Annotated in this window: 22 protein-coding genes; 20 read left to right on the forward strand and 2 right to left on the reverse strand. The window is 39.1% G+C overall.

The annotated features are described in order from the left end of the window. The first annotated feature begins 5 nt into the window (after nt 1-5). From ftsL to lpxC, 14 genes are all read left to right on the forward strand, one after another. On the forward strand, nt 6-317 hold the full coding sequence (gene ftsL / locus PCNPT3_RS03630) for a cell division protein FtsL (protein ID WP_232207371.1): 312 nt from the start codon (nt 6-8) through the stop codon (nt 315-317). Next, nucleotides 314-2149, forward strand: coding sequence for a peptidoglycan glycosyltransferase FtsI (locus PCNPT3_RS03635; RefSeq protein ID WP_015464516.1), 1836 nt, complete (start codon nt 314-316; stop codon nt 2147-2149). The genes ftsL and PCNPT3_RS03635 overlap by 4 nt, the downstream gene beginning before the upstream one ends. Next, the gene (murE, locus tag PCNPT3_RS03640) at nt 2149-3624 is read left to right on the forward strand and encodes a UDP-N-acetylmuramoyl-L-alanyl-D-glutamate--2,6-diaminopimelate ligase (protein ID WP_015464517.1); all 1476 of its coding nucleotides are present in this window, start codon (nt 2149-2151) and stop codon (nt 3622-3624) included. Before PCNPT3_RS03635 ends, murE begins: the two co-directional genes overlap by 1 nt. Continuing rightward, entirely contained in the window at nt 3621-5045 is a 1425-nt protein-coding gene (locus PCNPT3_RS03645) for a UDP-N-acetylmuramoyl-tripeptide--D-alanyl-D-alanine ligase (protein ID WP_015464518.1), read from the forward strand. The genes murE and PCNPT3_RS03645 overlap by 4 nt, the downstream gene beginning before the upstream one ends. Before the next feature lie 23 nt (nt 5046-5068). Next, the gene (gene mraY / locus PCNPT3_RS03650) at nt 5069-6151 is read left to right on the forward strand and encodes a phospho-N-acetylmuramoyl-pentapeptide-transferase (protein ID WP_015464519.1); all 1083 of its coding nucleotides are present in this window, start codon (nt 5069-5071) and stop codon (nt 6149-6151) included. A gap of 1 nt (nt 6152) precedes the next feature. After that, on the forward strand, nt 6153-7490 hold the full coding sequence (murD, locus tag PCNPT3_RS03655) for a UDP-N-acetylmuramoyl-L-alanine--D-glutamate ligase (protein WP_015464520.1): 1338 nt from the start codon (nt 6153-6155) through the stop codon (nt 7488-7490). Continuing rightward, entirely contained in the window at nt 7483-8697 is a 1215-nt protein-coding gene (gene ftsW / locus PCNPT3_RS03660; RefSeq protein ID WP_015464521.1) for a putative lipid II flippase FtsW, read from the forward strand. Before murD ends, ftsW begins: the two co-directional genes overlap by 8 nt. Then, nucleotides 8687-9778 carry an undecaprenyldiphospho-muramoylpentapeptide beta-N-acetylglucosaminyltransferase gene (murG, locus tag PCNPT3_RS03665; protein WP_015464522.1) on the forward strand — a complete coding sequence of 364 codons (1092 nt, stop codon included), beginning with the start codon at nt 8687-8689 and terminating at the stop codon, nt 9776-9778. The genes ftsW and murG overlap by 11 nt, the downstream gene beginning before the upstream one ends. Then, complete coding sequence (murC, locus tag PCNPT3_RS03670) at nt 9775-11238, forward strand: UDP-N-acetylmuramate--L-alanine ligase (RefSeq protein WP_015464523.1); 1464 nt, start codon at nt 9775-9777, stop codon at nt 11236-11238. Before murG ends, murC begins: the two co-directional genes overlap by 4 nt. Then, the gene (locus PCNPT3_RS03675; protein ID WP_015464524.1) at nt 11235-12158 is read left to right on the forward strand and encodes a D-alanine--D-alanine ligase; all 924 of its coding nucleotides are present in this window, start codon (nt 11235-11237) and stop codon (nt 12156-12158) included. Before murC ends, PCNPT3_RS03675 begins: the two co-directional genes overlap by 4 nt. Before the next feature lie 72 nt (nt 12159-12230). Beyond that, on the forward strand, nt 12231-12923 hold the full coding sequence (locus PCNPT3_RS03680) for a cell division protein FtsQ/DivIB (protein ID WP_015464525.1): 693 nt from the start codon (nt 12231-12233) through the stop codon (nt 12921-12923). 9 nt (nt 12924-12932) lie between these two features. Further along, nucleotides 12933-14177 carry a cell division protein FtsA gene (gene ftsA / locus PCNPT3_RS03685; RefSeq protein WP_041771389.1) on the forward strand — a complete coding sequence of 415 codons (1245 nt, stop codon included), beginning with the start codon at nt 12933-12935 and terminating at the stop codon, nt 14175-14177. 44 nt (nt 14178-14221) lie between these two features. Then, a complete protein-coding gene (ftsZ, locus tag PCNPT3_RS03690) occupies nt 14222-15427 on the forward strand; it encodes a cell division protein FtsZ (RefSeq protein WP_015464527.1) in 1206 nt (401 codons plus the stop codon). Nucleotides 15428-15592: 165 nt separating this feature from the next. Beyond that, a complete protein-coding gene (gene lpxC, locus PCNPT3_RS03695) occupies nt 15593-16519 on the forward strand; it encodes a UDP-3-O-acyl-N-acetylglucosamine deacetylase (RefSeq protein ID WP_015464528.1) in 927 nt (308 codons plus the stop codon). Nucleotides 16520-16567: 48 nt separating this feature from the next. On the opposite strand, the gene PCNPT3_RS03700 is transcribed toward lpxC, so the two are convergent. Further along, complete coding sequence (locus PCNPT3_RS03700; protein WP_015464529.1) at nt 16568-17023, reverse strand: DciA family protein; 456 nt, start codon at nt 17021-17023, stop codon at nt 16568-16570. Nucleotides 17024-17053: 30 nt separating this feature from the next. Here PCNPT3_RS03700 and PCNPT3_RS03705 point away from each other — a divergent pair, with 30 nt between their 5' ends. Genes PCNPT3_RS03705 through mutT form a run of 3 tightly spaced genes read left to right on the forward strand, consistent with a single transcriptional unit; the run spans nt 17054 to nt 21191 of the window. Then, nucleotides 17054-17992, forward strand: a complete 939-nt coding sequence (locus tag PCNPT3_RS03705) for a M23 family metallopeptidase (RefSeq protein WP_015464530.1) — start codon at nt 17054-17056, stop codon at nt 17990-17992. A gap of 35 nt (nt 17993-18027) precedes the next feature. Further along, complete coding sequence (gene secA / locus PCNPT3_RS03710; RefSeq protein WP_015464531.1) at nt 18028-20751, forward strand: preprotein translocase subunit SecA; 2724 nt, start codon at nt 18028-18030, stop codon at nt 20749-20751. Between the two features lie 56 nt (nt 20752-20807). Continuing rightward, nucleotides 20808-21191, forward strand: a complete 384-nt coding sequence (mutT, locus tag PCNPT3_RS03715; RefSeq protein ID WP_015464532.1) for an 8-oxo-dGTP diphosphatase MutT — start codon at nt 20808-20810, stop codon at nt 21189-21191. 245 nt (nt 21192-21436) lie between these two features. Here mutT and nadC read toward each other — a convergent pair whose 3' ends face one another. Then, nucleotides 21437-22297, reverse strand: coding sequence for a carboxylating nicotinate-nucleotide diphosphorylase (gene nadC, locus PCNPT3_RS03720; RefSeq protein ID WP_015464533.1), 861 nt, complete (start codon nt 22295-22297; stop codon nt 21437-21439). A 100-nt stretch (nt 22298-22397) separates the two neighbouring features. On the opposite strand from nadC, the gene coaE reads away from it, so the two are divergent. From coaE to yacG, 3 genes are read left to right on the forward strand one after another with little or no spacing between them, the layout of a single operon-like run. Further along, nucleotides 22398-22994 carry a dephospho-CoA kinase gene (gene coaE, locus PCNPT3_RS03725; protein WP_015464534.1) on the forward strand — a complete coding sequence of 199 codons (597 nt, stop codon included), beginning with the start codon at nt 22398-22400 and terminating at the stop codon, nt 22992-22994. 58 nt (nt 22995-23052) lie between these two features. Beyond that, nucleotides 23053-23787, forward strand: a complete 735-nt coding sequence (gene zapD / locus PCNPT3_RS03730) for a cell division protein ZapD (RefSeq protein ID WP_015464535.1) — start codon at nt 23053-23055, stop codon at nt 23785-23787. Nucleotides 23788-23796: 9 nt separating this feature from the next. Beyond that, entirely contained in the window at nt 23797-23976 is a 180-nt protein-coding gene (gene yacG / locus PCNPT3_RS03735; RefSeq protein WP_015464536.1) for a DNA gyrase inhibitor YacG, read from the forward strand. The last annotated feature ends 39 nt before the right edge of the window (nt 23977-24015 follow it).

A 24015-nucleotide genomic window follows, 5' to 3' on the forward strand; every position in this document is an offset into this window, starting at 1 on the left:
TAGATGTGGCCGAAGAACAAACCAGTTTATTGTTATTGATCCTTGCGGATATGCGACGCCACCTCTTAATTATTGGTTTAGGAGGTGCGCTTGTTCTCAGCGCCTTCTTTAATATTTATATGACTCACCAAACGCGAGAATTGATCACACAAAAGGATAAATTGTCGCAACAAAAAGATAACTTACAAATAGAGTGGCGTAATTTACTAATAGAAGAGCATACCTTAGATGAGCATAGTCGTATTCGCCGTATCGCGATGAAAAAACTATCTATGACGCAGGCTTCTATAAAGCAAAGTGTCCTGGTTGAATTATGATAAAAATCAGAAAAAGTGTGGTGCGCGTAAAAAATAAAAAACAAGCCAAAAAGAAAAAAGTGTATCACTCATTTTCACCTTGGCGGTATTATTTTGTGGGTACGGTGATTGTTCTGGTTGGCATATCTTTGATTTGTCGTCTTGCTTATATTCAAGTAATAGAAAAAGATTATTTAAGTAATGAGGCGGATAAACGTAGTCTACGTGTAACACAGTCTATATCGCATCGGGGTAATATTTCAGATCGTTATGGTGAAGAGTTAGCTATCAGTGTCCCTGCTTATGCGATTTGGGTAGATCCTAAAGTTGTAAAAAAAGCGTATGCATTTACCAAGCAACAATGGCTAGAAAGTAAAGAAATTAACACTCGTAACGGTAAAGTGAAGTATACCAAAAAGAAATTTTATGAGTCTAAAAAATGGTCTGCATTAGCGGAAGTCTTAAATTATGATCTGAAAAAATTAGCGAAGGTGGTCAGTAAACCTAGGGGGCGTTTTGTGTATCTTAAACGCCAAGTAAATGATCCTATCGTACAATATATCAAAAAATTAAAAATCAGAGGTATAGCGAGTCAATTAGAATCGCATCGTTATTATCCTACGGGTGAAATCAATGCCAATATTTTAGGTTTTACAGATTTAGATGCAAAAGGCATTGAAGGCATTGAAAAAAGCTACAACACCTATTTACAAGGTCAAAATGGTAAAAAACGTGTGCGCAAAGATCGCGATGGTAATGTGATTGCGAATATTAAGATCATTAGTAAGAAGAGACTCGCAGGAAATTTACAACTCAGTATTGATCAACGTATACAGTCACTCGCATACAGTGAGCTTAAACGCGCGGTGAAAATGAATGATGCAACATCAGGATCGTTAGTACTATTAGACGTACATACGGGTGAAATTTATGCCATGGTGAACTACCCCTCTTTTAATCCAAACGATCGTAGCCAGTATAAAGCCTATAAATCACGAAACAGAGCCATTGCCGACACCTTTGAGCCGGGATCTACCGTGAAGCCTTTAGTTATTGTCAGTGCGCTAAAAAACAAGAAAGCCCGAGTTGATGAGATCATAAATACTTCTCCCGGATGGATGCATATTGGTGGGCGAAGAGTTCGTGATGGTCATAATCTGGGTAAAATTGATTTAGCCATGATTTTAAAAAAATCGAGTAATATTGGGATCAGTAAATTGGCGTTACGTTTAGGGCCTGAAAAATTACAAGAAACCATGGCGCAATTTGGCTTTGGTAATGACACTGGCATCTCTTTAATAGGAGAAAGTGTGGGCAATTTACCCATTCGCCATCGTTGGTCTGATTTTGAGCTTGCAACCATGTCGTTTGGATATGGCATTACTACTACTACGTTACAACTTGCCAAAGCTTACGCAATTTTAGGCAGTGGGGGTATAAAGTATCCTACCACTATTTTGAAAAACACCAATCCTGTCGGTGGTGAACAGGTGGTCTCTAAAAAAATAGCAGATCAAGTACTGCATATGTTAGAAGGCGTGACGCAAAAAGGGGGTACTGCGCTTAAAGCTCGCGTAGATGGTTATCGCGTGGCCGGTAAAACCGGTACGTCACGTAAAGCAAACAGTGGCGGTTATGGTGATGATTATGTCGCTATTTTCGCAGGCATTGCGCCAGTGAGCAACCCTCGTTTTTCATTAGTTGTGATGATCAACGATCCTGCTGGCGATCATTATTATGCGGGTGATGTCGCAGCCCCTGTTTTTTCGATCGTCATGAAAAGTGCTTTATTATTGAGTCATGTGCGCCCTGATGCGATGGATTCAAATTATACGTTATTGGAGTCGTTATAATGCGTTTAGATTTATTGTTGCCTTTTAAAGTACCTGCCTATTTAGCTAATCTAGATGTGCAAGGGATGAGCTTAGATAGCCGTGAAATCAAAAAAAACGGATTATTTGTCGCTTTACAAGGGGCGCAACTCGACGGGCGCTCTTTTATTGAAAAAGCGATACACCAAGGTGCATGTGTTGTTTTATCTGAAACAATGCACAGTGCGGAGCACGGTGATATTAAAATGCATGCTCAGGTTGCTGAGATTTTAGTTTTTAAATTGCCTTATTTGATCAGTCAAATCGCCTATCAATTTTATTTTCCCAAAAAGAATTTACACAAAGTAATCGGTATCACCGGAACGAATGGTAAAACAACAATAGCCAGTCTTTTGGCGAACGCATTGCAACTTTTAGATGTTAAAAATGCACAAATGGGCACCATTGGTAATGGTTTGTTTGGACAGTTAAAAAGCAGTTTAAATACGACGTTAGATGCTATCTCGATTTTTGCAGAGCTTGCATCCTACCAGCAACAAGGTGCGCAATACACTTTGATGGAAGTGTCATCGCATGGATTGGATTTAGGGCGGGTACAAGCTTTACCCTTTTATAGTGCTATTTTTACTAATCTTACGCGTGATCATCTTGATCATCATGGCACCATGGCGTGCTACGGCTTGGCCAAAAAACGTTTGTTCAGCGAATATTCCCTGCAACAACGTATTATTAATATCGATGATCCAACAGGCGAGATGTGGCTATCGGAATTTAGCGATGCGATATCCTATGGAAAAGCGACAAATCAAAAGCAGTATTTTACCGTTAAAGAGATATTTTATCAGAAACAAGGGATCTGTTTTAATTTCCAATCATCATGGGGTGATGGGCAAATATCAGCGCCATTTTACGGGCATTTTAATGTTCAAAATTTAAGTGCGGTGTTATGTCAGTTATTAGCCGAAGGTTTTTCAATTACCCAGCTTAAAAAAGTATTTTTAAAGTTAAATACGGTGCCAGGGCGAATGGAGCAGTATTATTTTTCAAAACAAGATATTACCTTTGTCGTGGATTATGCGCATACACCTGATGCATTAGAAAAAGCGTTACAGGCCTTGCATCAACACAGTCAAAAAGGGGAGTTGATCTGTTTATTTGGTTGTGGTGGTGATAGAGATACAGGCAAACGCCCTGAAATGGCTAAAGTGGCAGAAAAATTAGCCAGCCAAGTTATCTTGGTGGATGATAATCCGCGCACTGAGCAGGCATCTGTCATTATGCAGGATATTTTAGCGGGCTTTACTAAAAAAGAGGGTGTTCAATGTATTCATTCTCGTGAAGAGGCTATTCGCTACGCATTAAAACATGCATCTGCTGGTGATATTATTTTAGTGGCAGGTAAAGGTCATGAAGATTATCAAATTATAGGTAAAGAGCGAATTCATTACAGTGATCGTGAATTATTGACGGCATTACGTAAAGAGGAACAAGCATGATCCGGTTAACGCTTGAAGAAATAGCGCAAGCAACGCAAGGCAAATTATTACGCACTAAAGATGCTTTATTATCAATAGATGCGATTGCAACGGACACGCGAAACCTGGCGGAGCAAGCATTGTTTGTGGCTTTAAAAGGTGAAAACTTTGATGCGCATCTGTTTTTAGATAACGCCATATCTACAGGTGCTAAAGCACTGTTAGTTGAGCAAGCAAGTGATCATGATATTGCAATGATTGTGGTGACGGATACGCGTCTTGCTTTAGGTGCATTAAGTGCTTATGTGCGCGATAAAATTAAAGGGCTCAACTGTATCGCTATTACTGGAAGTAATGGCAAAACGACCTGTAAAGAATTATTAAGCGCTGTTTTACGTGAGCATTGTCAAGATGACAGTGCATTATTGGCGACAGCCGGAAATTTTAATAATGAGATCGGGGTGCCATTAACGCTCCTTAGATTAACGCAAAACACACGTTTTGCGGTACTTGAATTGGGCGCAAATCACCCGGGTGAAATCAATTACACAGCGCAACTCGTCCAGCCAAAAGTTGCCTTGATTAATAATATCATGGCGGCGCACCTAGAAGGTTTTGGATCGCTTGCCGGTGTTGCGAGTAGCAAAGGTGAAATTTGGCGCCATTTACAAGCAGACGGGACCGCAGTCGTCAATTTAGATGCAGATTTTTCGCAAACGTATTTAAGTCAATTACAAGCGCAAGGGCAATGCATTTTTACTTTTTCACAAACGTTAGCGCAGGCAAACTTTTTTGCGGATGCGATTGAGTTTGATGCACACGGTAATGCCAATTTTATCCTGCATGTAAAAACCCCAATTTGTACGGGCACACAATCAATAAGTTTAAAGATACCCGGACAACATAATGTAAGCAATGCGTTAGCGGTTGCGAGTATGGCGGTAGCCTTGGGCTGCTCGTTAGAGAATGTTGCCAAGGGATTAGCCCAATTGCCGGGTGTTTCTGGGCGCGTCGCGCGTATTGAAGTGAATGATTTTCTCACTATCATTGATGATACATATAACGCTAATTCAGCCTCGGTAAAGGCCGCTATTAATGTACTTTGTGCAACATCGACGAAGCAGGCGCTTATTTTATCGGATATGGGCGAATTAGGCACTCATACTGAGCTTGAACATCAAAAAGTGGGGGAGTACGCCGCTATGCAAAATGTTCCTCTGTTATTAGCCGTCGGCACACACAGTTTACACACAGTCGAAGCGTTTAATTTACATTGTAAGGGCCAACAAAAGGCACAACATTTTGCCAATAAAACACAGTTAAAAACTTTTATAAAAGAATATTTAGATAAGAATGAACAGCTTACCACGATGCTTATAAAAGGATCGCGGAGTGCAAAAATGGAAGAGATTGTCGCTTTCATCACGAAATTAAAAACATAATAATAAATAGATAGGGATCACCAATGATAGTTTGGCTGGCAGAATTACTTGCACATCATTTTACTTTTTTTCATATATTAACGTATTTATCAGTGCGTATGGTTATGGCTTTATTGACCGCGTTAGCATTTTCATTATGGTTGGGTCCTAAATTGATCCGTTTTCTACAAAAAATGCAAATAGGGCAAATAGTACGTAATGATGGGCCAGAATCTCATTTTAGTAAATCAGGCACTCCGACAATGGGTGGGGTGATGATCTTACTGGCTATCACGTTGTCGACGTTATTATGGGCGCGTTTAGATAATCATTATGTTTGGATCTCTTTATTTACGATGCTGTCTTTCGGCGCTATTGGTTTTATTGATGATTATTTAAAAGTCGTCCGTAAAAATCCAGATGGACTTATTGCTCGCTGGAAATACTTTTGGCAGTCTGTTTTTGCTCTGCTCATTGCGGTGGTGATCATGATGACCTCGACCAGTGAAGCGGAAATGACCTTTGTAATGCCATTCTTTAAAGAATACATGCCTTATTTAGGTTTGTTATTTATCCCTCTGGTTTATTTTACGATAGTGGGAACCAGTAATGCGGTGAATTTAACCGATGGACTAGATGGTTTAGCTATCATGCCGACTGTGATGGTAGCGGGCGCTTTTGCTTTAATTGCATATTTAACAAGCCATGTTAATTATGCGCATTACTTATATATTCCCTATATTCCCCTCGCCAGTGAATTAGTTATTATTTGTGGCACGATGGTGGGAGCTGGTTTGGGCTTTCTTTGGTTTAATACTTATCCTGCTCAAATATTTATGGGCGATGTTGGCTCTCTCGCATTGGGCGCTTTATTGGCGGTTATTGCTGTTTTAGTGCGCCAAGAAATTCTTCTTGTTATTATGGGGGGTATTTTTGTCATAGAAACGCTATCGGTTATTTTACAGGTGGGCTCTTATAAATTACGTAAACAACGTATTTTTAGAATGGCGCCAATACATCATCATTATGAGAAAAAAGGTTGGCCAGAGCCTCGCGTTATCGTGCGTTTTTGGATCATTACGATTGTGTTAGTTTTAATTGGTCTTGTGACTTTAAAGGTGCGTTAAAATGTCAAAAAAGCAAGTCGCAGTAATAGGTGCCGGAAAAAGTGGTATATCGAGTGTTAACTTTCTTTTACGAGCAGGTTATCAGGTGAGTCTTTTTGATACACGTGAGCATCCTCCTGGCGTAGATAAGTTAGATGCGCGTGTTGAACTTTTTTGTGGTCCTCTTAATGCGTCTTTCTTAGTTAATTTTAAATTGTTGGTGGTAAGTCCGGGTATTGCTTTGGCGACGCCGGCATTACAACAGGTTAAAGATGCGGGTTGTGAGCTTATCGGTGATATAGAGCTGTTTGCACGGGTGCTTAAGACGCCGTCTTATGCACATGCCAAAGTGGTCACTATCACCGGATCCAACGGAAAAACAACGGTAACCAGTTTATTAGGCGAGATGGCAAGCGCGAGTCCATTAAACGTCGCGATCGGCGGAAACATTGGCACCCCTGCTTTAGATTTGTTAGATCCTAATATTAACTTATATATTTTAGAACTTTCGAGTTTTCAATTAGAAACAACCACGTCTTTAAATGCAGACATTGCCACCATTTTAAATATTAGTGCCGATCATTTAGATCGATATCGCTCATATGATCATTATATTCAAAGCAAACATATTATTTATCAGCAATGCAAAAAAGCCTTGTTTAATATTGAAGATGCGCAAACTAAACCTTTGTCTTGTGCATTAGATCAGATCTGTTTTGGCGCTGAAAATGCAGATTTTCAGCTTGTAAAACAAAACAATGAAACGTTCATTAGTATGGGTAGTGAAACGCTACTTAACGTAAAAAAATTAAAACTCAGTGGCAGACATAATTGGATGAACGCTTTAGCAGCTTTAGCACTTGGGGATGCAGTCGGTCTTGATAAAAATATAATGCTAGCGGTGTTAGAAAATTATCAAGGGTTAGAGCATCGCTGTGAATTTGTAGCACAAGTGCACGGCGTGCGTTGGATAAATGACTCTAAAGGTACCAACGTTGGTGCAACGCAGGCTGCATTGATGGGGTTATCGCAGAGCATTTCCGGAAAAGTGCATGTGATTTTAGGGGGACAAGGCAAAGGGGCCGATTTTTCTCTATTACGGCCTGTCTTTAATGAAGTTCAAGGCGATATCTTTTGTTTTGGCGAAGATGCAGCTTTAATTGCAAGCGTGGATCCTCGCATTCAACGTGTTGATGATTTAGCGCAGGCGGTGTGTTTAGCAGAGCAAGCCGCCACTGCTGGCGATATAGTGATGTTTAGCCCCGCTTGTGCAAGCCTTGATATGTATAAAAACTTTATGCAACGTGGCGATCACTTTAAAACACTCGTTAATGCCTTGGAAAAAAAATATCATGTTTAAACTTGAAACATTAAAGGCTTGCTTTAAGCCTGAGAAAGTAGACTCGCTCCCTTATGATAGGAAGTTACTCGTTGTGACCTTTTGCTTGATGGCGATTGGCATGGTGATTGTGGCTTCTGCCTCTATTCAGGAAGGGATCAGCATATCTGATGATCCTTTTCGTTTTTTAAAACGGCATTCATTGTATGTCGTACTTTGTTTGTTGACCATAGCGGGGATGGTGTGTATTCCGGTGCGTCATTGGTATGAAAGACAAATGTTACTCCTAGGTATCGCCTTTTTAGGTTTGCTTGCTGTTCTTATTGTCGGCACAGAAGTGAATGGCGCGCATCGCTGGTTACGTATCGGCATGATTAATATACAGCCATCAGAGTTTGCTAAGCTTGCCATTATTATATTTTTAGCCAGTTATCTTGTGCGCCGCCAAGAAGAAGTGATTGATACGATCAAAGGTTTTATAAAGCCATTGATCATATTGTCGGGCTTTTCATTATTATTGTTATTACAACCAGATTTAGGCTCTACGGTTGTTATTGTGGTGGTGATGATGGGAATGCTTTTTATTGCCGATGCAAAACTTATCTCTTTTATTGGCATAATGATCTCATTATTGGCCGTTATTGTGGCTTTAATTTTAGTATCACCCTATCGCATGGCACGTGTTTTTGGGTTTATGGATCCATGGGCAGATCCTTTTGGTCGAAGTTATCAATTAACACAGTCATTAATGGCATTTGGTCGAGGCGGTATATTTGGTGAGGGGCTGGGGAATTCTGTCCAAAAACTAGAATACCTTCCTGAAGCACACACTGATTTTATTATGGCTATTTTAGCAGAAGAATTAGGTTTTATTGGGGTAACCATTGTTATCATTTTAGAATTTTACTTGGTGTACAAAGCATTCTCGATTGGTAAAAAGGCATTACAACATAATTTGGTGTTTTCAGGCTATGTCGCGATAGGTATTGCGATATGGTTCTTTTTTCAGATAGCGGTAAATGTTGGGGCTGCATCAGGAATGGTGCCGACGAAAGGCTTAACATTACCTTTAGTGAGTTATGGTGGTTCAAGCTTATTGACCATTGCTCTTGCGGTTGGGCTACTGTTAAGAATTGATTTTGAAAGGCGAAATATTGATGACAAGGATGTCGATGGCCAGAAAAAAACGGCACGTAAAAAAAAGGAAATTAAAATAAATGAGCAATAAAACATTACTCGTGATGGCAGGTGGCACCGGAGGTCATGTATTTCCGGGGCTTGCGGTTGCTGATACCATGCGTGATAAAGGATGGCAGGTGAGCTGGCTGGGCACAAAAAACCGCATGGAAGCACAACTCGTCCCAAAATATGGGTATGAGATTGATTTTATCGATGTTGTTGGCGTACGTGGAAATGGTTTTAAAGCCTTACTAATGGCGCCGATACATATCCTTAAATCGTTTGTGAGTGCACGTAAAGTGTTAAAAAAACGCTCAGTTAATTTGGTGTTAGGCATGGGTGGTTTTGCGAGTGGCCCTGGTGGGCTTGCTGCTTGGAGTTTAGGGATCCCTGTCATATTGCACGAGCAAAATGCGGTGGCTGGATTGACTAATCGTATATTATCGCGCTTTGCCAAAAAGGTATTAATGGGCTTTTCGGGTGCGTTTAACACTAAGAAGGCTGTTTTAGTAGGTAATCCTGTTAGAAAATCGCTTTTATCTCTGCCCATAAAAAAAATATCGTCTAAAAAAGAAGCATTGAAAGTATTGGTCGTGGGTGGCAGTTTGGGGGCGAAAGTATTAAATGATTTATTGCCAAGCGTTATTGCTGACTTTGACGCTCAGACATTAAGTGTTTTACATCAAAGTGGTAAAGGTCATTTTGAGTCGTTACAGCGCGCTTATCGTGAAAAAGGCATCAATGCAGACGTGCAAGAATTTATTAATGACATGGGCAGTGCTTATGCGTGGGCTGATGTGATCATTTGCCGTGCGGGCGCATTAACTGTTGCAGAAGTCGCCGTCGTTGGCTTACCAGCTATTTTTGTACCGCTACCTTATGCCGTTGATGATCATCAAACAAAAAATGCACAATCGCTAGTGACGAAGCAAGGCGCATTATTATTAGCGCAAAAAGATCTTAGTAAAGATAAATTAAGTGCTTATTTGTCGACATTCAGTCAAAATAGAGAATTACTGAGTGTGATGGCTAAAAATGCCAAAGAAAGTGCGATCATAGATGCAACCGAGAGAGTTGCCATTATCTGTGAAGAAACCCTTTTAACGAATAAAAAGAATAACTCATTATGAAAAATATAGATCTTGCACAAATACGCACTACTATCCCTGGAATGCGCAGTGTTAAACAAATCCATTTTGTTGGTATTGGTGGTGCTGGAATGGGAGGCATTGCCGAAGTATTAGCATATGAAGGCTATAAAATCACAGGCTCTGATATAGCAGAAAATGCAGTGGTGCGCCGTTTACGCGCGTTAGGCGTGCAAATATTTATTGGCCATGAGCAAAAAAATATTTATGGCGCCTCTGTGGTGGTGGTATCAACCGCTATCGATGCTAACAATCCCGAATTATTAGCTGCTGAGCAAGCACGTATTCCCGTAGTGCGCCGCGCTGAAATGTTGGCAGAGTTAATGCGTTATCGTCACGGTATAGCAATATCAGGAACGCATGGAAAAACCACCACAACGAGTTTGATAGCAAGTATATTTGGACAAGCAAAACTAGATCCTACCTTTGTGATTGGTGGACTGTTGAACAGTGCGGGTACCAATGCAAAATTAGGGCAAAGTCGTTATTTAATTGCCGAAGCCGATGAAAGTGATGCGTCTTTTTTACATCTACAGCCAATGATATCAGTGGTTACAAATATTGAAGCCGATCATCTGGATACTTACCAAGGCGATTTTGAAATTTTAAAAGATACCTTTGTGCGCTTCATTCAAAATTTACCTTTTTATGGCACGGCTGTGGTGTGTTTAGACGACAGTGTCGTCGAAAGCTTGATCCCTCGATTCGCGCGTCAATGTGTGACTTATGGTTTCCATGAGCAAGCAGATATTCGTATCTCTAATTTTTCACAATTAAGGAGTCACTGTGAATTTGATTTACATCGTGTGAATAAAGATGTGCTTAAAGTGCAACTTAATTTGCCGGGTAAGCATAATGCGTTAAATGCAGCAGCTGCTATTGCAGTGGCAATGGAAGAGAATATTGATGACGAATTCATCATTGAAGCGCTACATAATTTCGAAGGTATAGGGCGCCGCTTTGAGCAATATGGTGAGTTTGCAACAGGGCGAGGCAATGTTTTATTGGTTGATGATTATGGTCATCATCCAACCGAAGTGCAAGCGACGATAAATGCCGTACGTGCTGGATGGCCTGAAAAGCGTTTAGTAATGGCGTATCAGCCTCATCGCTATACACGAACGCGAGATCTTTATGAAGAGTTTGCTCATGTTTTAGCGCAAGTAGATCAATTATTATTACTTGATGTGTACAGTGCAGGAGAGGCGCCAATTGCAGGGGCGGATAGTCGATCATTATGTCGCACTATTCGTTTGCAAAGTAATAAAGAGCCTATTTTTGTACCCTCGCCAGAAGCATTACCGGCAGCGTTAGCTGAGATAATGGAAGATGGCGATTTAGTGTTAACGCAAGGTGCAGGAAATATAGGGGCAGTGGTGAAAACATTAGCTGCTTTTAAATTAGATATTGAAAAAATGAAACAAGAGAGTACACCGTCATGAGCTTAAATTTTGGTAAAGTTGCCGTATTATTTGGCGGAACGAGCGCTGAGCGCGAAGTCTCTTTAAGATCTGGGCAAGCGGTATTATCCGCCTTAGTTGCGCAAGGCATTAATGCTATTGCGATAGATCCTAAAATCGATGATGTAACACAACTTAAAGCACAAGGTTTTGATCGTGCCTTTATTGTTTTACATGGTCGAGGTGGTGAAGACGGTACAATACAAGGTTTACTCACCTATTTACAAATACCTTACACGGGTAGCGACGTTTTAAGCTCTGCCATTACGATGGATAAGTCAAAAACGAAACAAATTTGGAAAAGTGTCGGTTTACCCACTGCTAAATATCAAATTATCATCAAAAACCACTATGATCCCTCGCAAGCAAAAGATATACTAAAAGAATTGTCAGGAACAGTGATGGTTAAGCCTGTTAACGAAGGCTCAAGTATTGGCATGGCAAAAGTAGATAATGTCGAAGACTTAAATAAGGCATTATTAGATGCATTTAAGTTTGATAAAAAAGTGTTACTTGAAACGTGGATAGAAGGCGAAGAATACACTGTATCAATGCTTTCTGGCGCCGCGTTGCCAGCTATAAAAATGGCAACTGACAATGATTTTTATGATTATCAAGCAAAATACCAGTCGACGGAAACACGATATTACTGTCCTTGTGGCCTTGATGATCAAGAGATGCAAACGCTTAATAAATTGGCAAATGCCGCTTTTTCATCCATTGGTTGCCAAGGTTGGGGGCGCGTAGATTTTATGCGTGACACTAATAAACAGTGGTTTTTACTCGAAATTAATAGTGTGCCGGGCATGACTGAAACGAGTTTAGTGCCGAAGGCTGCGAAGCAAGCGGGCTATAGTTTTGAACAGTTAGTGTTGGAAATATTAACGCAAACGTTGGCTTAATAATTGCTTATGTTAAATATATCGCATATAACTGTAAAAATAAAAAGAATAAATTTACCTAAGTTGTTGAGTTTGTTATTCTTTATTGGTCTAGTGTACTTGATCGCAAACAGTTTTATAAAAATTAAAACATGGTTAACTGATGAGCAGTCATTACCGCTGACTGAACTGATATTAACCGGAGAGAAAAAGCATGTTTTGTTACAAGATGTACGTAACATACTAATTAAGCAAAAAGACCGATTAAATTTCTTTACGCTTGAAATTGCAGAGATACAACATCAGTTAGAAGCTTTACCTTGGGTGTATTCTGCCTCAATTCGTAAGCGTTGGCCCGCGACTATCAAGATCCATATTGTGGAACAATCGATAGTGGCTATTTGGAATGATAAAAATTTATTGAATCGTTTTGGTGAAATAGTATATGCATCACCAAAAGGATTAAAAGGGGAATACGTTTCTCTGTATGGAAAAGATGAATTCGCAAATGATGTGTTGATATCTTATAAAAGAATTAGCCAATTATTAAAAGTGAATGATTTTGAAATAGCGTCATTAGAAAATGATGCACGACAAGCGACACGGATAGTACTTAAAAATAGTTTTAAATTAAATTTAGGACAAGAGCAAAAATTAGATCGTATTCAAAACTTTTTAAAGGTATTTCCGTTATTAGAACGGAAATACGATATCGATAAAATTGATTATGTCGATTTACGTTACGATACAGGTTTTGCTATTGGCTGGAAACAAAAGAAAAAGTGAGTGTTAGATATGGAAAGTAGTTATACCGTCGGTCTTGATATTGGTAGCAATAAAATCGTGTTGATCATTGGTGAGCATCTTGATAATGGTAACATTAATATTGTTGGTGTTGGGGAGGCTGCCGTTAAAGGCGTAGATAAAGGCGCTGTTACAGATTTAGATTCTGTGGTTATGGCCATTTATCAGGCATTGGCAGAAGCCGAAGAAATGGCTGATTGCAAAGTAACATCGATTAATTTATCGATATCAGGTGCGCATATTACCTCGCTTAATGTCTCGGGGACTTGGGTTATCGAGGATCATGAAGTGAGTGCTTATGATGTTGAAAGTGTATTACATAATGCGCGTTCGATAAAAATTCGTGATGATCAGCGCTTATTACATGTTATTCCGCAAAGCTATTCCATCGATTCTCAAAGTGGGATCCATAATCCTATCGGTCTTTCTGGCGTAAAATTAAAAGCAGATGTACATCTGATTATTTGCCATAATGACTTAGTTAAAAACTTAGAAAAAGCGGTTGAGCGTTGTGGATTATGCATTGATCAACTGACATTTTCAGGGGTCGCCTCAAGTAGTGCGATTTTAAGTGAAGATGAAAAAGATTTAGGTGTGTGCGTTGTTGATATGGGCAGTGGCACAATGGATATATCAGTCTATATTAGTGGGGCATTACAACATAGTGTTGTTCTTGATTATGCAGGAAATTCAGTAACCAGTGATATTGCAATCGCTTTTAGTTCACCGTTACCGTCTGCTGAAAAAGTAAAAATAAAACATGGCTGTTTAGTGTTAGATAATAATACGTTAGGTGAGTTAATAGAGTTACCTGGTGTGGGGGGGCGTGCAACAAAGCAGATCCCTCGTCAAGATTTGTTAGCGGTTATCGAGCCCCGTTATAGTGAGTTACTTGGCTTAGTGAAAAAAGAGCTGTATAAATTAGAAAGTAGCTTTGCAACGAAAGGCTTACAACGTCAGTTGGCAGCGGGGATTGTAATCACAGGTGGCGCGGCACAAATAGAAGGCTTAGTGAGTGTGGCTGAAAATGTTTTTGATAATATGCAAATTAGAATAGGTAAACCGCAAAATATACAAGGCTTAACAGATAAGGTAGAGTCTCCTGCATATTCAACTGCCCTAGGTCTATTACGCTATAAAAATAATGAGTATTCTGAGATGCAAGACGTGCATCAAGAAAGTCGTTTTATGCAAATGTTTAATAAATTAAAAGCTATGATAAAGAAAGAATTTTAATGAAAAATTGAGCGATATATTTGTTTATCAAGGTGGTATACATAATGTCTGATGATTTAAATACAGTGGAAAAAGAGCAAATGTTTGAAATAGTCGATGAAGAGCACAGAGAGCAAGCCGTCATTAAAGTTGTTGGTGTCGGTGGTGGTGGTGGTAATGCAATTAATCATATGATTGCACAAGGGCTGAAAGGTGCTGAATTCATTGCTTTGAATACGGATGCACAAGCATTACGATCATCTAAAGCCGATGTTCGTTTGCAAATAGGTGCGAGTATTACGCATGGCCTTGGTGCGGGCGCAAATCCTGAGATTGGTTACAAATCTGCACTTGAAGATAAAGACAATATTCGCGCATTACTTGAAGGTGCAGATGTTGTCTTTATTGCTGCCGGTATGGGTGGTGGTACAGGAACGGGGGCATCTCCAGTTGTTGCTGAAATTGCTAATGAATTGGGCGCGCTGACTATTGGCGTTGTTTCTAAACCGTCATTTTTCGAAGGCAAAAAACGCATTAACTATGCAGATCAAGGTATTGCACGCCTTTCTGAGCATATTGATTCTCTTTTAATTATTCCTAATGACAAATTACAAAAATCATTACCTAAAGGCGTGAGTTTTCTGGGTGCATTAGAAGCCGCTAATGGTGTGTTGTATGATGCAGTTTCTGGATTCTCTGCAATAATTAATAATGAAGACAGCCAAATTAACATCGATTTTGCTGATGTACGTACTGTGATGACCGAAGCTGGCACGACCGCTGTGATGGGAATTGGTATTGCAACGGGTGAAGAGCGCGCAGAAGAAGCGGTAGAGCAAGCGATTGCATGTCCTTTACTTGAAGATGTTGATTTATCTAATGCACGTGGTGTATTAGTGCATATTGTCGCAGGTATGGACTTTACTTGGGATGAATATGAGACGGTCGGTGACGCATTACGTGAATTTGCATCAGACGACTCACAAATCATTATTGGTGTTACGGTTGATCCAAGTATCGATAATGCAGAATTACACGTGACAGTTATTGTCACTGGACTCGGTGTTCGTCGATCTGATGTAAGCCCAGTAAAATCAGATCCAATAGCGTTACCTTTAGAAACCGCCGTTGTCGAAGAAAAAATCATTTCTGAAGACAAAAAAGTGGAAACAGCCACTAAAGTGGAAGAGAAAAAAGTAACAGAAGACGTTAAAAAACCAGAAGGTAGTTATTTAGATATCCCTGCTTTTTTACGTAAACAAGCCGATTAATATATTTTATATCCGCTTTCTTAATAACGAAGCGGATAAAAATATCAACAATAGAACAGTTAAATTCGCATAAAGAATGGCGGGCATAAAAAATCACTGATTTGTGATGTCCGTCTCAAACTGATATAGTGTGCGTGTTTAAAGTGACTAGTGGGAGGATTAAAAATGATCAAACAAAGAACATTAAAGAAAAGCGTGAAATCAACCGGTATCGGTTTGCATTCAGGGAAAAAAGTAACCATTGAGTTGCATCCTGCTAGCGCCAATACGGGTATTGTTTACCGCCGTATTGATTTAGATCCCATTGTTACGTTTAAGTCGCACGCTCATGCCGTGCAAGAAACCTTATTATGTACTTGTTTAGTCAATGAACAAGGCGATAAAATTTCGACGATTGAGCATCTTTCGGCAGCCCTTGCTGGGCTCGGTATTGATAATATTATCATCGATGTTGATGCACCAGAAATTCCAGTAATGGATGGTAGTGCAAGTCCCTTTATCTTTTTATTACAAGCTGCCGGTATTGCCGAGCTTAATACACCGAAAAAATTTATCCGCGTGAAAAAAACAATTCGCGTCGAAGATGAAAAAGAAGGTAAATTTGCGGAGTTGCAACCTTCAGATAATGGCTTCAGCTTAGATTTTAAAATTGATTTCGATCACCCTATTTTTGAAGGTCAAAATCAACACATTAAAAGTCAGTTTTCGGGTGAATGGTTTGTAAAAGAGATCAGTCGCGCCAGAACATTTGGATTTATGAAAGGTATTGAGCAATTACAAGCCAATAATCTTGCTCTGGGTGCAAGCCTTGATAACGCCATTGGTTTAGATGAGTTTCGCGTGCTAAACCCAGAAGGTTTACGTTACGAAGATGAATTTGTAAAACATAAGGTATTAGATGCTATCGGCGATTTATATTTGTCAGGACATACTATCTTAGGACATTTAAAAGCGTTTAAAACCGGGCATGCTTTAAATAATAAACTCTTGTGCGCTCTGTTAGCCGATCAAGAAGCATGGGAAATGGTTACTTTTGAAGATGAAGCTACCGAGTCTCCCGTACAATATGTTGAGCCTGCTTTAGCCTTTTAATAAAAAATTGTTAAAAAACCCGTTAATATCAATATTAACGGGTTTTTTTTATTCTTTTTTTGCATATTTAGCCAAAGATTGTAATGCTTTTTTTAGCTCGGGCTCTGCATTTTCAGCTAATGCTAAAAAAGAATTCGCGACATCGATTGGCATTTTAGCCGCCACTTTCATTTGATTTCGAGGTTTTCGTTTAACGGTCTTTTTTAACAGATTAAGTTTGGGGTTAACTTTAAATTTAATACTGACTAATGCCGGATATTGCTGGCGTAATGCACTCATGAGGTCATTACGTATAAATTGCAAGCGTTGTTGCCATAAGGCGCTCGGCATTTCTATAAGCAAGCTCCCATTTTTTAATTTTCCTATACGGCAACCGTCTATCTTATGTTGTTTTAGCTGGTGTTGTAGTAGAATGTTAAGTTGAGTCATGAGTGAAGCATCATGTTGTAAGCTATTTTTTTCCAATAGAGAAGAGATGGGTTTAGGCTGACAGATTCTAGTCATTTATTTTTTATCTATAGTGAAAAAAGAGCTATGAGTATAACGGTTATCTATTCAAGAGAGAAAACAGATCTTCTGTTTTCTTTAACAAAAAATCAATTTTTATTGGTTTGTGTTTTTTTTAGTGCCTTTATTATGGCTACTATTTGGTTGATCCAAGATCATTACCAAGGTCAGTTTAATGCATTTAAAGTAGATGCGATGCTAAAAAAAGAAGTAGAAAAAGACAAATATTTGTATTTAATTAAAGTGCAAACGGATGAAAAACTCCAAATATTAACTCAAAAAATTAGCCAGCTTCAAGCCCAACTACAGCAACTCAATGCGTTAGGATCTCGGGTTATTGAGAAATCAGATCTACCAAAAAAAGAATTTGATTTTAGTGTGCAACCTAAAAATGACAGACTACAAACGATAGATATACAAGCAAGTGCATTTTTACCTTTGCTCAATAAGATTGAAAAACTTGATGTTGATCTTAAAAACAAAAAAAATCAACTCACTTTCCTTGAAATCGCATTAGATAAACACCACGTCATAAATCAGTTGTATATTTCAGGTCGCCCCGTTAAAGGTTCTGGATCTTGGTTATCTTCGCCATTTGGTTTGCGTAAAGACCCCTTTTCTGGGAAATTTAGGTCGCACAAAGGAGTTGATGTAGCCGGTTTTATGGGGATGCCGATTATTGCAACGGCAGCAGGTGTTGTTAGTTATTCTGGGCATCGCAGTGGTTATGGAAAAATGGTCGAAATCAACCATGGAAAGGGGTTTGTAACGCGTTATGCGCACGCACAGTCAGTATCAGTAAAAGTGGGCGATGTTGTTAAAAAAGGGCAACAAGTTGCATTGATGGGAAGCACGGGTAGGTCAACAGGGCCACATGTGCATTATGAGGTTTTAAAAAGAGATAAGCGCATTAATCCAAATTATTATTTGCGGCGACAAAATAATGAAAAAAAATCCGCCAAATAAAATTTAATATATTTTTACATGATGAGACAAATACAATGATCACACAATTACTAACAAAAATAATAGGCAGTCGCAATGACCGCTACTTAAAAAAATTACGTAAATTCGTTATAGAAATAAACAAATTAGAGCCTGAGATGACTGCGTTGACTGATACGCAGTTAAAAGAAAAAACCGTAGAATTTAAAGCGCGCCTTGCCTCTGGAGAAACGGAAGATAGTCTTTTAGTCGAAGCTTTTGCTGTTGTGCGTAGTGCCTCTGAACGTGTATTTGGCATGCGTCATTTTGATGTTCAATTAATTGGTGGCATGGTTTTAAATGAAAATAAAATCGCAGAAATGCGCACCGGTGAAGGTAAAACATTAACGGCTACATTAGCTGCCTACTTAAATGCGTTATCCGGTAAGGGCGTACATGTTATTACCGTGAATGATTATTTAGCAAAACGTGATGCACTTTGGAATGCAAAACTGTATGAGTTTTTAGGTTTAAGTGTGGGCATTAATTTATCGGGCATGCAATCAGAAGAAAAAAAAGAAGCGTATGCTGCGGATATTACTTACGGCACCAATAATGAATTTGGTTTTGATTACTTACGCGACAATATGGCATTTGATGCATCTCAGCGTGTAATGAAACCGTTACATTACGCCATTATCGATGAAGTGGATTCTATCTTAATCGATGAAGCGCGTACGCCTTTGATCATCTCAGGACCAACTGATGGTGATTCAAGTTTGTACACGCAATTAAACTCTGTTATCCCGTTATTAACGCGTCAAGATAAAGAAGATACGGAAGAGTATATCGGTGAGGGTGATTACACGATAGATGAGAAAAATAAACAGGTTCTCCTTACTGAACGTGGTCAAGAAAAAGTAGAAAATATTTTACACGAAAGAGGCCTACTTGAAGAGAACCAATCTTTATATGCGGCATCTAGTATTACGATATTACACCATGTAACGGCAGCTTTACGCGCCCATACATTATTTGAAAAAGACGTTGAATATATCGTTAATGACAAAGGTGAAGTGGTTATTGTTGATGAGCATACTGGGCGAACTATGCCTGGTCGTCGCTGGTCTGAAGGTTTGCATCAAGCAGTTGAAGCCAAAGAAAATGTTAGTATTCAAAATGAAAATCAAACCTTAGCGTCTATCACATTCCAAAACTTTTTCCGTTTGTATGAAAAATTATCAGGTATGACGGGTACGGCTGATACGGAAGCGTTTGAGTTTCAATCTATTTATGGTTTAGAGACCATTGTTATTCCAACGAATAAGCCGATGACACGCCTTGATGGTGGCGACTTGGTTTATTTAACTGAAACCGAAAAGTATGCTGCGATTGTCAAAGATATTAAAGGGCGTTTAACGCGTCGCCAACCTGTTTTAGTGGGTACTGTTTCAATTGAAAATTCGGAGTTATTATCCCAATTAATGGAAAAATCAGGCATTAAACACAGTGTGTTAAATGCAAAGTTCCATGAAAAAGAAGCGGATATCGTAGCGCAAGCCGGCGCTTTAGGCTCGGTAACTATTGCAACTAACATGGCAGGACGTGGTACCGATATTGTTTTAGGTGGTAATCTTGACGCCCGTATTGCAAAACTTGGCGATTGCTCTGAAGCTGCAATAGACGCTGAGAAAACGGCTTGGCAAGCTGAGCACGATGAAGTTATTGCCGCCGGTGGTTTGTATATTATAGGGACAGAGCGCCATGAGTCTCGACGTATTGATAATCAACTTCGTGGTCGTTCTGGTCGTCAGGGTGATGCCGGTGAAAGTCGTTTTTACTTATCAATGGAAGATCCTCTGATGCGTATTTTTGCATCAGAAAAAGTATCGAACATGATGAAAAAATTAGGCATGGAAGACGGAGAAGCGATAGAGCATCCATGGGTAACGCGCGCTATTGAAAACGCACAACGTAAAGTTGAAGGACGCAACTTTGATATGCGTAAATCTTTACTCGATTTTGATGATGTGGCCAATGATCAGCGTAAAGTTGTTTATCAGCAACGTAATGGTGTGATGGACTCAGAAGAGATCAATGAGACGATAGAGCATATTTGGGATGATGTCTTTAATACGTGTATTGATCAATACGTGCCTCCAATGTCATTAACAGAGCAGTGGGATCTTTCGGGACTTGAGCGCCGCTTAAAAAGTGAATTTTTAGTTGAGCTGCCGATTCAAAACTGGTTAAAAGATGAGCCTAATCTTGCAGAAGAAACAATTCGTGAAAATATATTAACGGCAGCAAGCGCCGCTTATCAAGCCAAAAAAGAGCAAGTCGGTATACAAGTATTAAACGGCTTTGAAAAGTCGGTTATGTTACAAACGATTGATACTTTATGGAAAGAGCATTTAGCAGCGATGGATCATCTCCGCCAAGGTATTCATTTACGTGGTTACGCGCAAAAAGATCCTAAGCAAGAATATAAACGCGAATCGTTTGAAATGTTTTTAGAAATGTTAGAAAACTTAAAGCATGATGTCGTGGCTATTTTATCTAAGGTGCAAGTGCAAAGCCAACAAGAAGTCGATGCGATAGCAGAGCAACATCGCTTAGCACAGTTACGCGCTAAACTTGAAATGCAGCATGCGGAAGTAAACAGCGATGCAGATGCTCAAGATTCAATCTCAGATGGGCATGATACTTTCGTGCGCACGGATCGAAAAGTAGGGCGTAATGAGCCTTGTCCTTGTGGCTCTGGTAAAAAATATAAACAATGTCATGGTAAATTAGGTTAAATTTATCTTTTTTAATAAAATGACTCATTATGAGTCATTTTTTTTGTGTAAAGAATATGAAAATAATAGAAATTAGTATCGGTATTGTAAAAAATCAAAAGGCGCAATATTTATTGAGCCTTAGAGGCTTAACGCGCCATCAAGGAGGGAAATGGGAGTTTCCGGGTGGCAAAGTAGAGCCATTAGAATCACCCGCTCAGGCGATGTGTCGTGAGCTAGAAGAAGAAGTCGGTTTGGTAGCCATTGATTATCATTTGCTTGAACATGTGTATTTTGATTATGGCGATCGGCAATTGAATTTATATTTTTATCTGGTTGAAAAGTATCGGGGTGAAGTGTGCTCTCACTTAGATCAAGAAGTGCGCTGGGTGAGTGCAAGTGGATTAAGTGAGTATGATTTTCCAGAGGCTAACAAGAGTGTTCTGGAAAAATTAAATTAAAAAAGTGTAAGCCATCCATTGAGATAACATGGGGATAAGTGTGTAAGGGAAAATAAAAGTCTACCTTACTAAGGCAGATTTTTATTTATAGCAATGCATTAATTAAGCTTTCATGTATTACGCAGGAAAAATCAGCTCTAACAAGGCGTGAGTTGTAGGAGATAGTTGCTCTCACTTCAAAACTCATAACGTAGGTAGGGATAATTTTTCCAGCAAGACTGATCACTTTTTTAGTTCTTTTGGTATTACTCGTCGTTATCGACAAAGCGCATCGAAAGATCAACGGCTTGAATATGCTTGGTTAATGCGCCGACAGAAATATAATCAACACCCGTTTGGGCAAAAGCTAAGATAGTTTTTTTACTGACATTGCCAGATACTTCTAAATCTGCAACGTTGCTATGTGCTTTGTTGAGTGACACCGCTTGTTGCATCATTTCTATCGTAAAATTATCGAGCATAATACGCTGTGCGCCTGCATCTAATGCTTGGCGAAGTTCATCAAGCGTTTCAACTTCAACTTCAACCCAAAGCTCTGGGTGGTGAGTATTAGCCATGTTAATGGCTTCTTTAATGCCACCACACGCTAAAATATGATTTTCTTTAATAAGATAAGCATCAAAAAGGCCAATACGATGGTTATGTCCGCCACCACATAAAACCGCATATTTAGATGCATTACGCAGGCCTGGAAGCGTTTTACGCGTATCGAGTAGCTTACATTGGGTGGTTGCAATTAAATCCATATAGGCTTTAACTTGTGTTGAGATAGCTGATAATGTCTGAATAAAGTTTAATGCTGTTCGTTCACCTGTCAGCATGGAGCGCGCTGAGCCTTGAAGCGTAAAAAGAGGACTATTTGCGGGTACAAAATCACCATCTTTAACATGCCAAGTGATTTTTACATCATTGCCTAATTGTTTAAAGACTTCAATTGTCCATGCTTGGCCACAAAAAACAGCGTCATCACGGGTGATCACCACCGCTTTTGCTTGTTTGTTCTGTGCAATAAGTTGTGCTGTAATATCACATTGTACGCCAGAGTCTCCCTTTAAGTCTTCATCTAAGGCTCGTTGGACGCTTTCTGCTATCTCTTGTTCTCGCATATTGTTTCCATCAATGACTAAAAAGGCAAATATAACCTTAATAGGTTATCAATAGCAATGATCTCACTATAAAATAAGCGTAATTATTGAGGAGAATGCAATGACAGTCGTTATTGGCTTAACAGGTGGTATTGGTAGTGGAAAGTCAACACTGTCAAAATTGTTTTTAGCGCATCAGGTTGTGATCATTGATGCGGATGCTATTGCGCGCTTAGTGGTTCAAAAAGATCAGCCTGTATTGGCTGAAATTAGTGCTTATTTTGGTCCGGAAATTTTAATTAATGGGCAATTGAATCGGCCGTTACTGCGCCGTATTATTTTTTCTGATGAGAATAAAAAAGCGTATTTGAATGCGTTATTACACCCCTTGATCCGAACTGAAATGTTATTGCAGTTACAACACGCGCGGGGAGATTATGTGATTTTTGAAGCGCCTTTGCTATTTGAAAATAACCTCGATGTTTTTTGTGATCATTGTTTAGTGGTAGACGTGGATGAAGAAATACAATTACAACGCGTAAGCGCGCGCGATAATACCGATATTGCAACCATAAAAGCTATCATAGCAAGCCAAATTGGACGAGAAGCGCGTTTATCTCGAGCGGATTTTGTTATCAATAACAGTACGGCCAGTTTAACGCAGCTAAAAGATGAAGTTACCAAATTAGATCATAAATTTAGATCTTTTAGCATTTAAGTTTATGCTTTTTTCCTGTACGATTTAGGTCTATTTAAGTAAGAGTGAAAAATAAAAGATGATCACTTTCGAATATCCTCTCAATGAGAAATATCGTAGTTATTTACGCTTTGAATTTCTTTTTTTACAAATAAAAGAAAGTATCAATGTTGAAAATAAAAATGATTTAGTTGCCTTCTTTAAAGGTTTTTTTGATTTGTTAGAGATGACAGAGCGTTGTGATATACGCCATGATTTAGTGAAAGATCTGCGTCTTTTAATGGAAGAGATGGCAAGTTGGCTAACTGTGGATGACGTTGACCACGACGCCGTTAATGCGTTGTTGGCTGAGATGGATACGTTTATGAATGGTGTTTCCGAGATGCCCAAACAATTGCGCTTTTTTAAACAAAATCGATTTTTAACGTCATTAAAACAACGTTTTTCGATGCCAGCAGGCACGTGTGACTTTGATCTTCCTCAATATCATTTCTGGGTTAATGACACGTTAGAAAAACGCCAAAAAGACGTTAAATATTGGATGGAGCATTTTTATTTTTTAGAAAAATCTATCTCTTTATTTTTAAAAATAAAGCGTTCACAAGGTCAAATGTCAGAACAAACAGCGCTCAATGGTTTTTTTCAGCAACAACAAATTGAAAACTGTGGCTTTGTGATCATTGAAATTCTCGATGATGATGCCGTTTATCCAATGATGAGTGGGCATAAGGATCGTTATTCTATCCGCTTTATGAGTGCAGAGATAGAGCATCATCTCTCTGATTCTATTGTCTTTAAACAGACGTGTTGTTAGGAAATAAAAATGCAAGTAAAATGTCCAACGTGTAAAAAAGATGTGTTATGGGTAGAGGCGAGTAAATTTAGGCCTTTTTGTTGCAAACGTTGCCAGTTAATTGACTTAGGTGAGTGGGCAAATGAAGCGCATGCTATTAAAGGTGAATCTACGGAAATATCTTCGAGTAAAAGTATATATTTCGATTGATTTTATCTTTTAATTTTTAGTTAAAAAAGAGGATCATGA

The organism is Psychromonas sp. CNPT3, assembly GCF_000153405.2.
GTDB lineage: Bacteria > Pseudomonadota > Gammaproteobacteria > Enterobacterales > Psychromonadaceae > Psychromonas.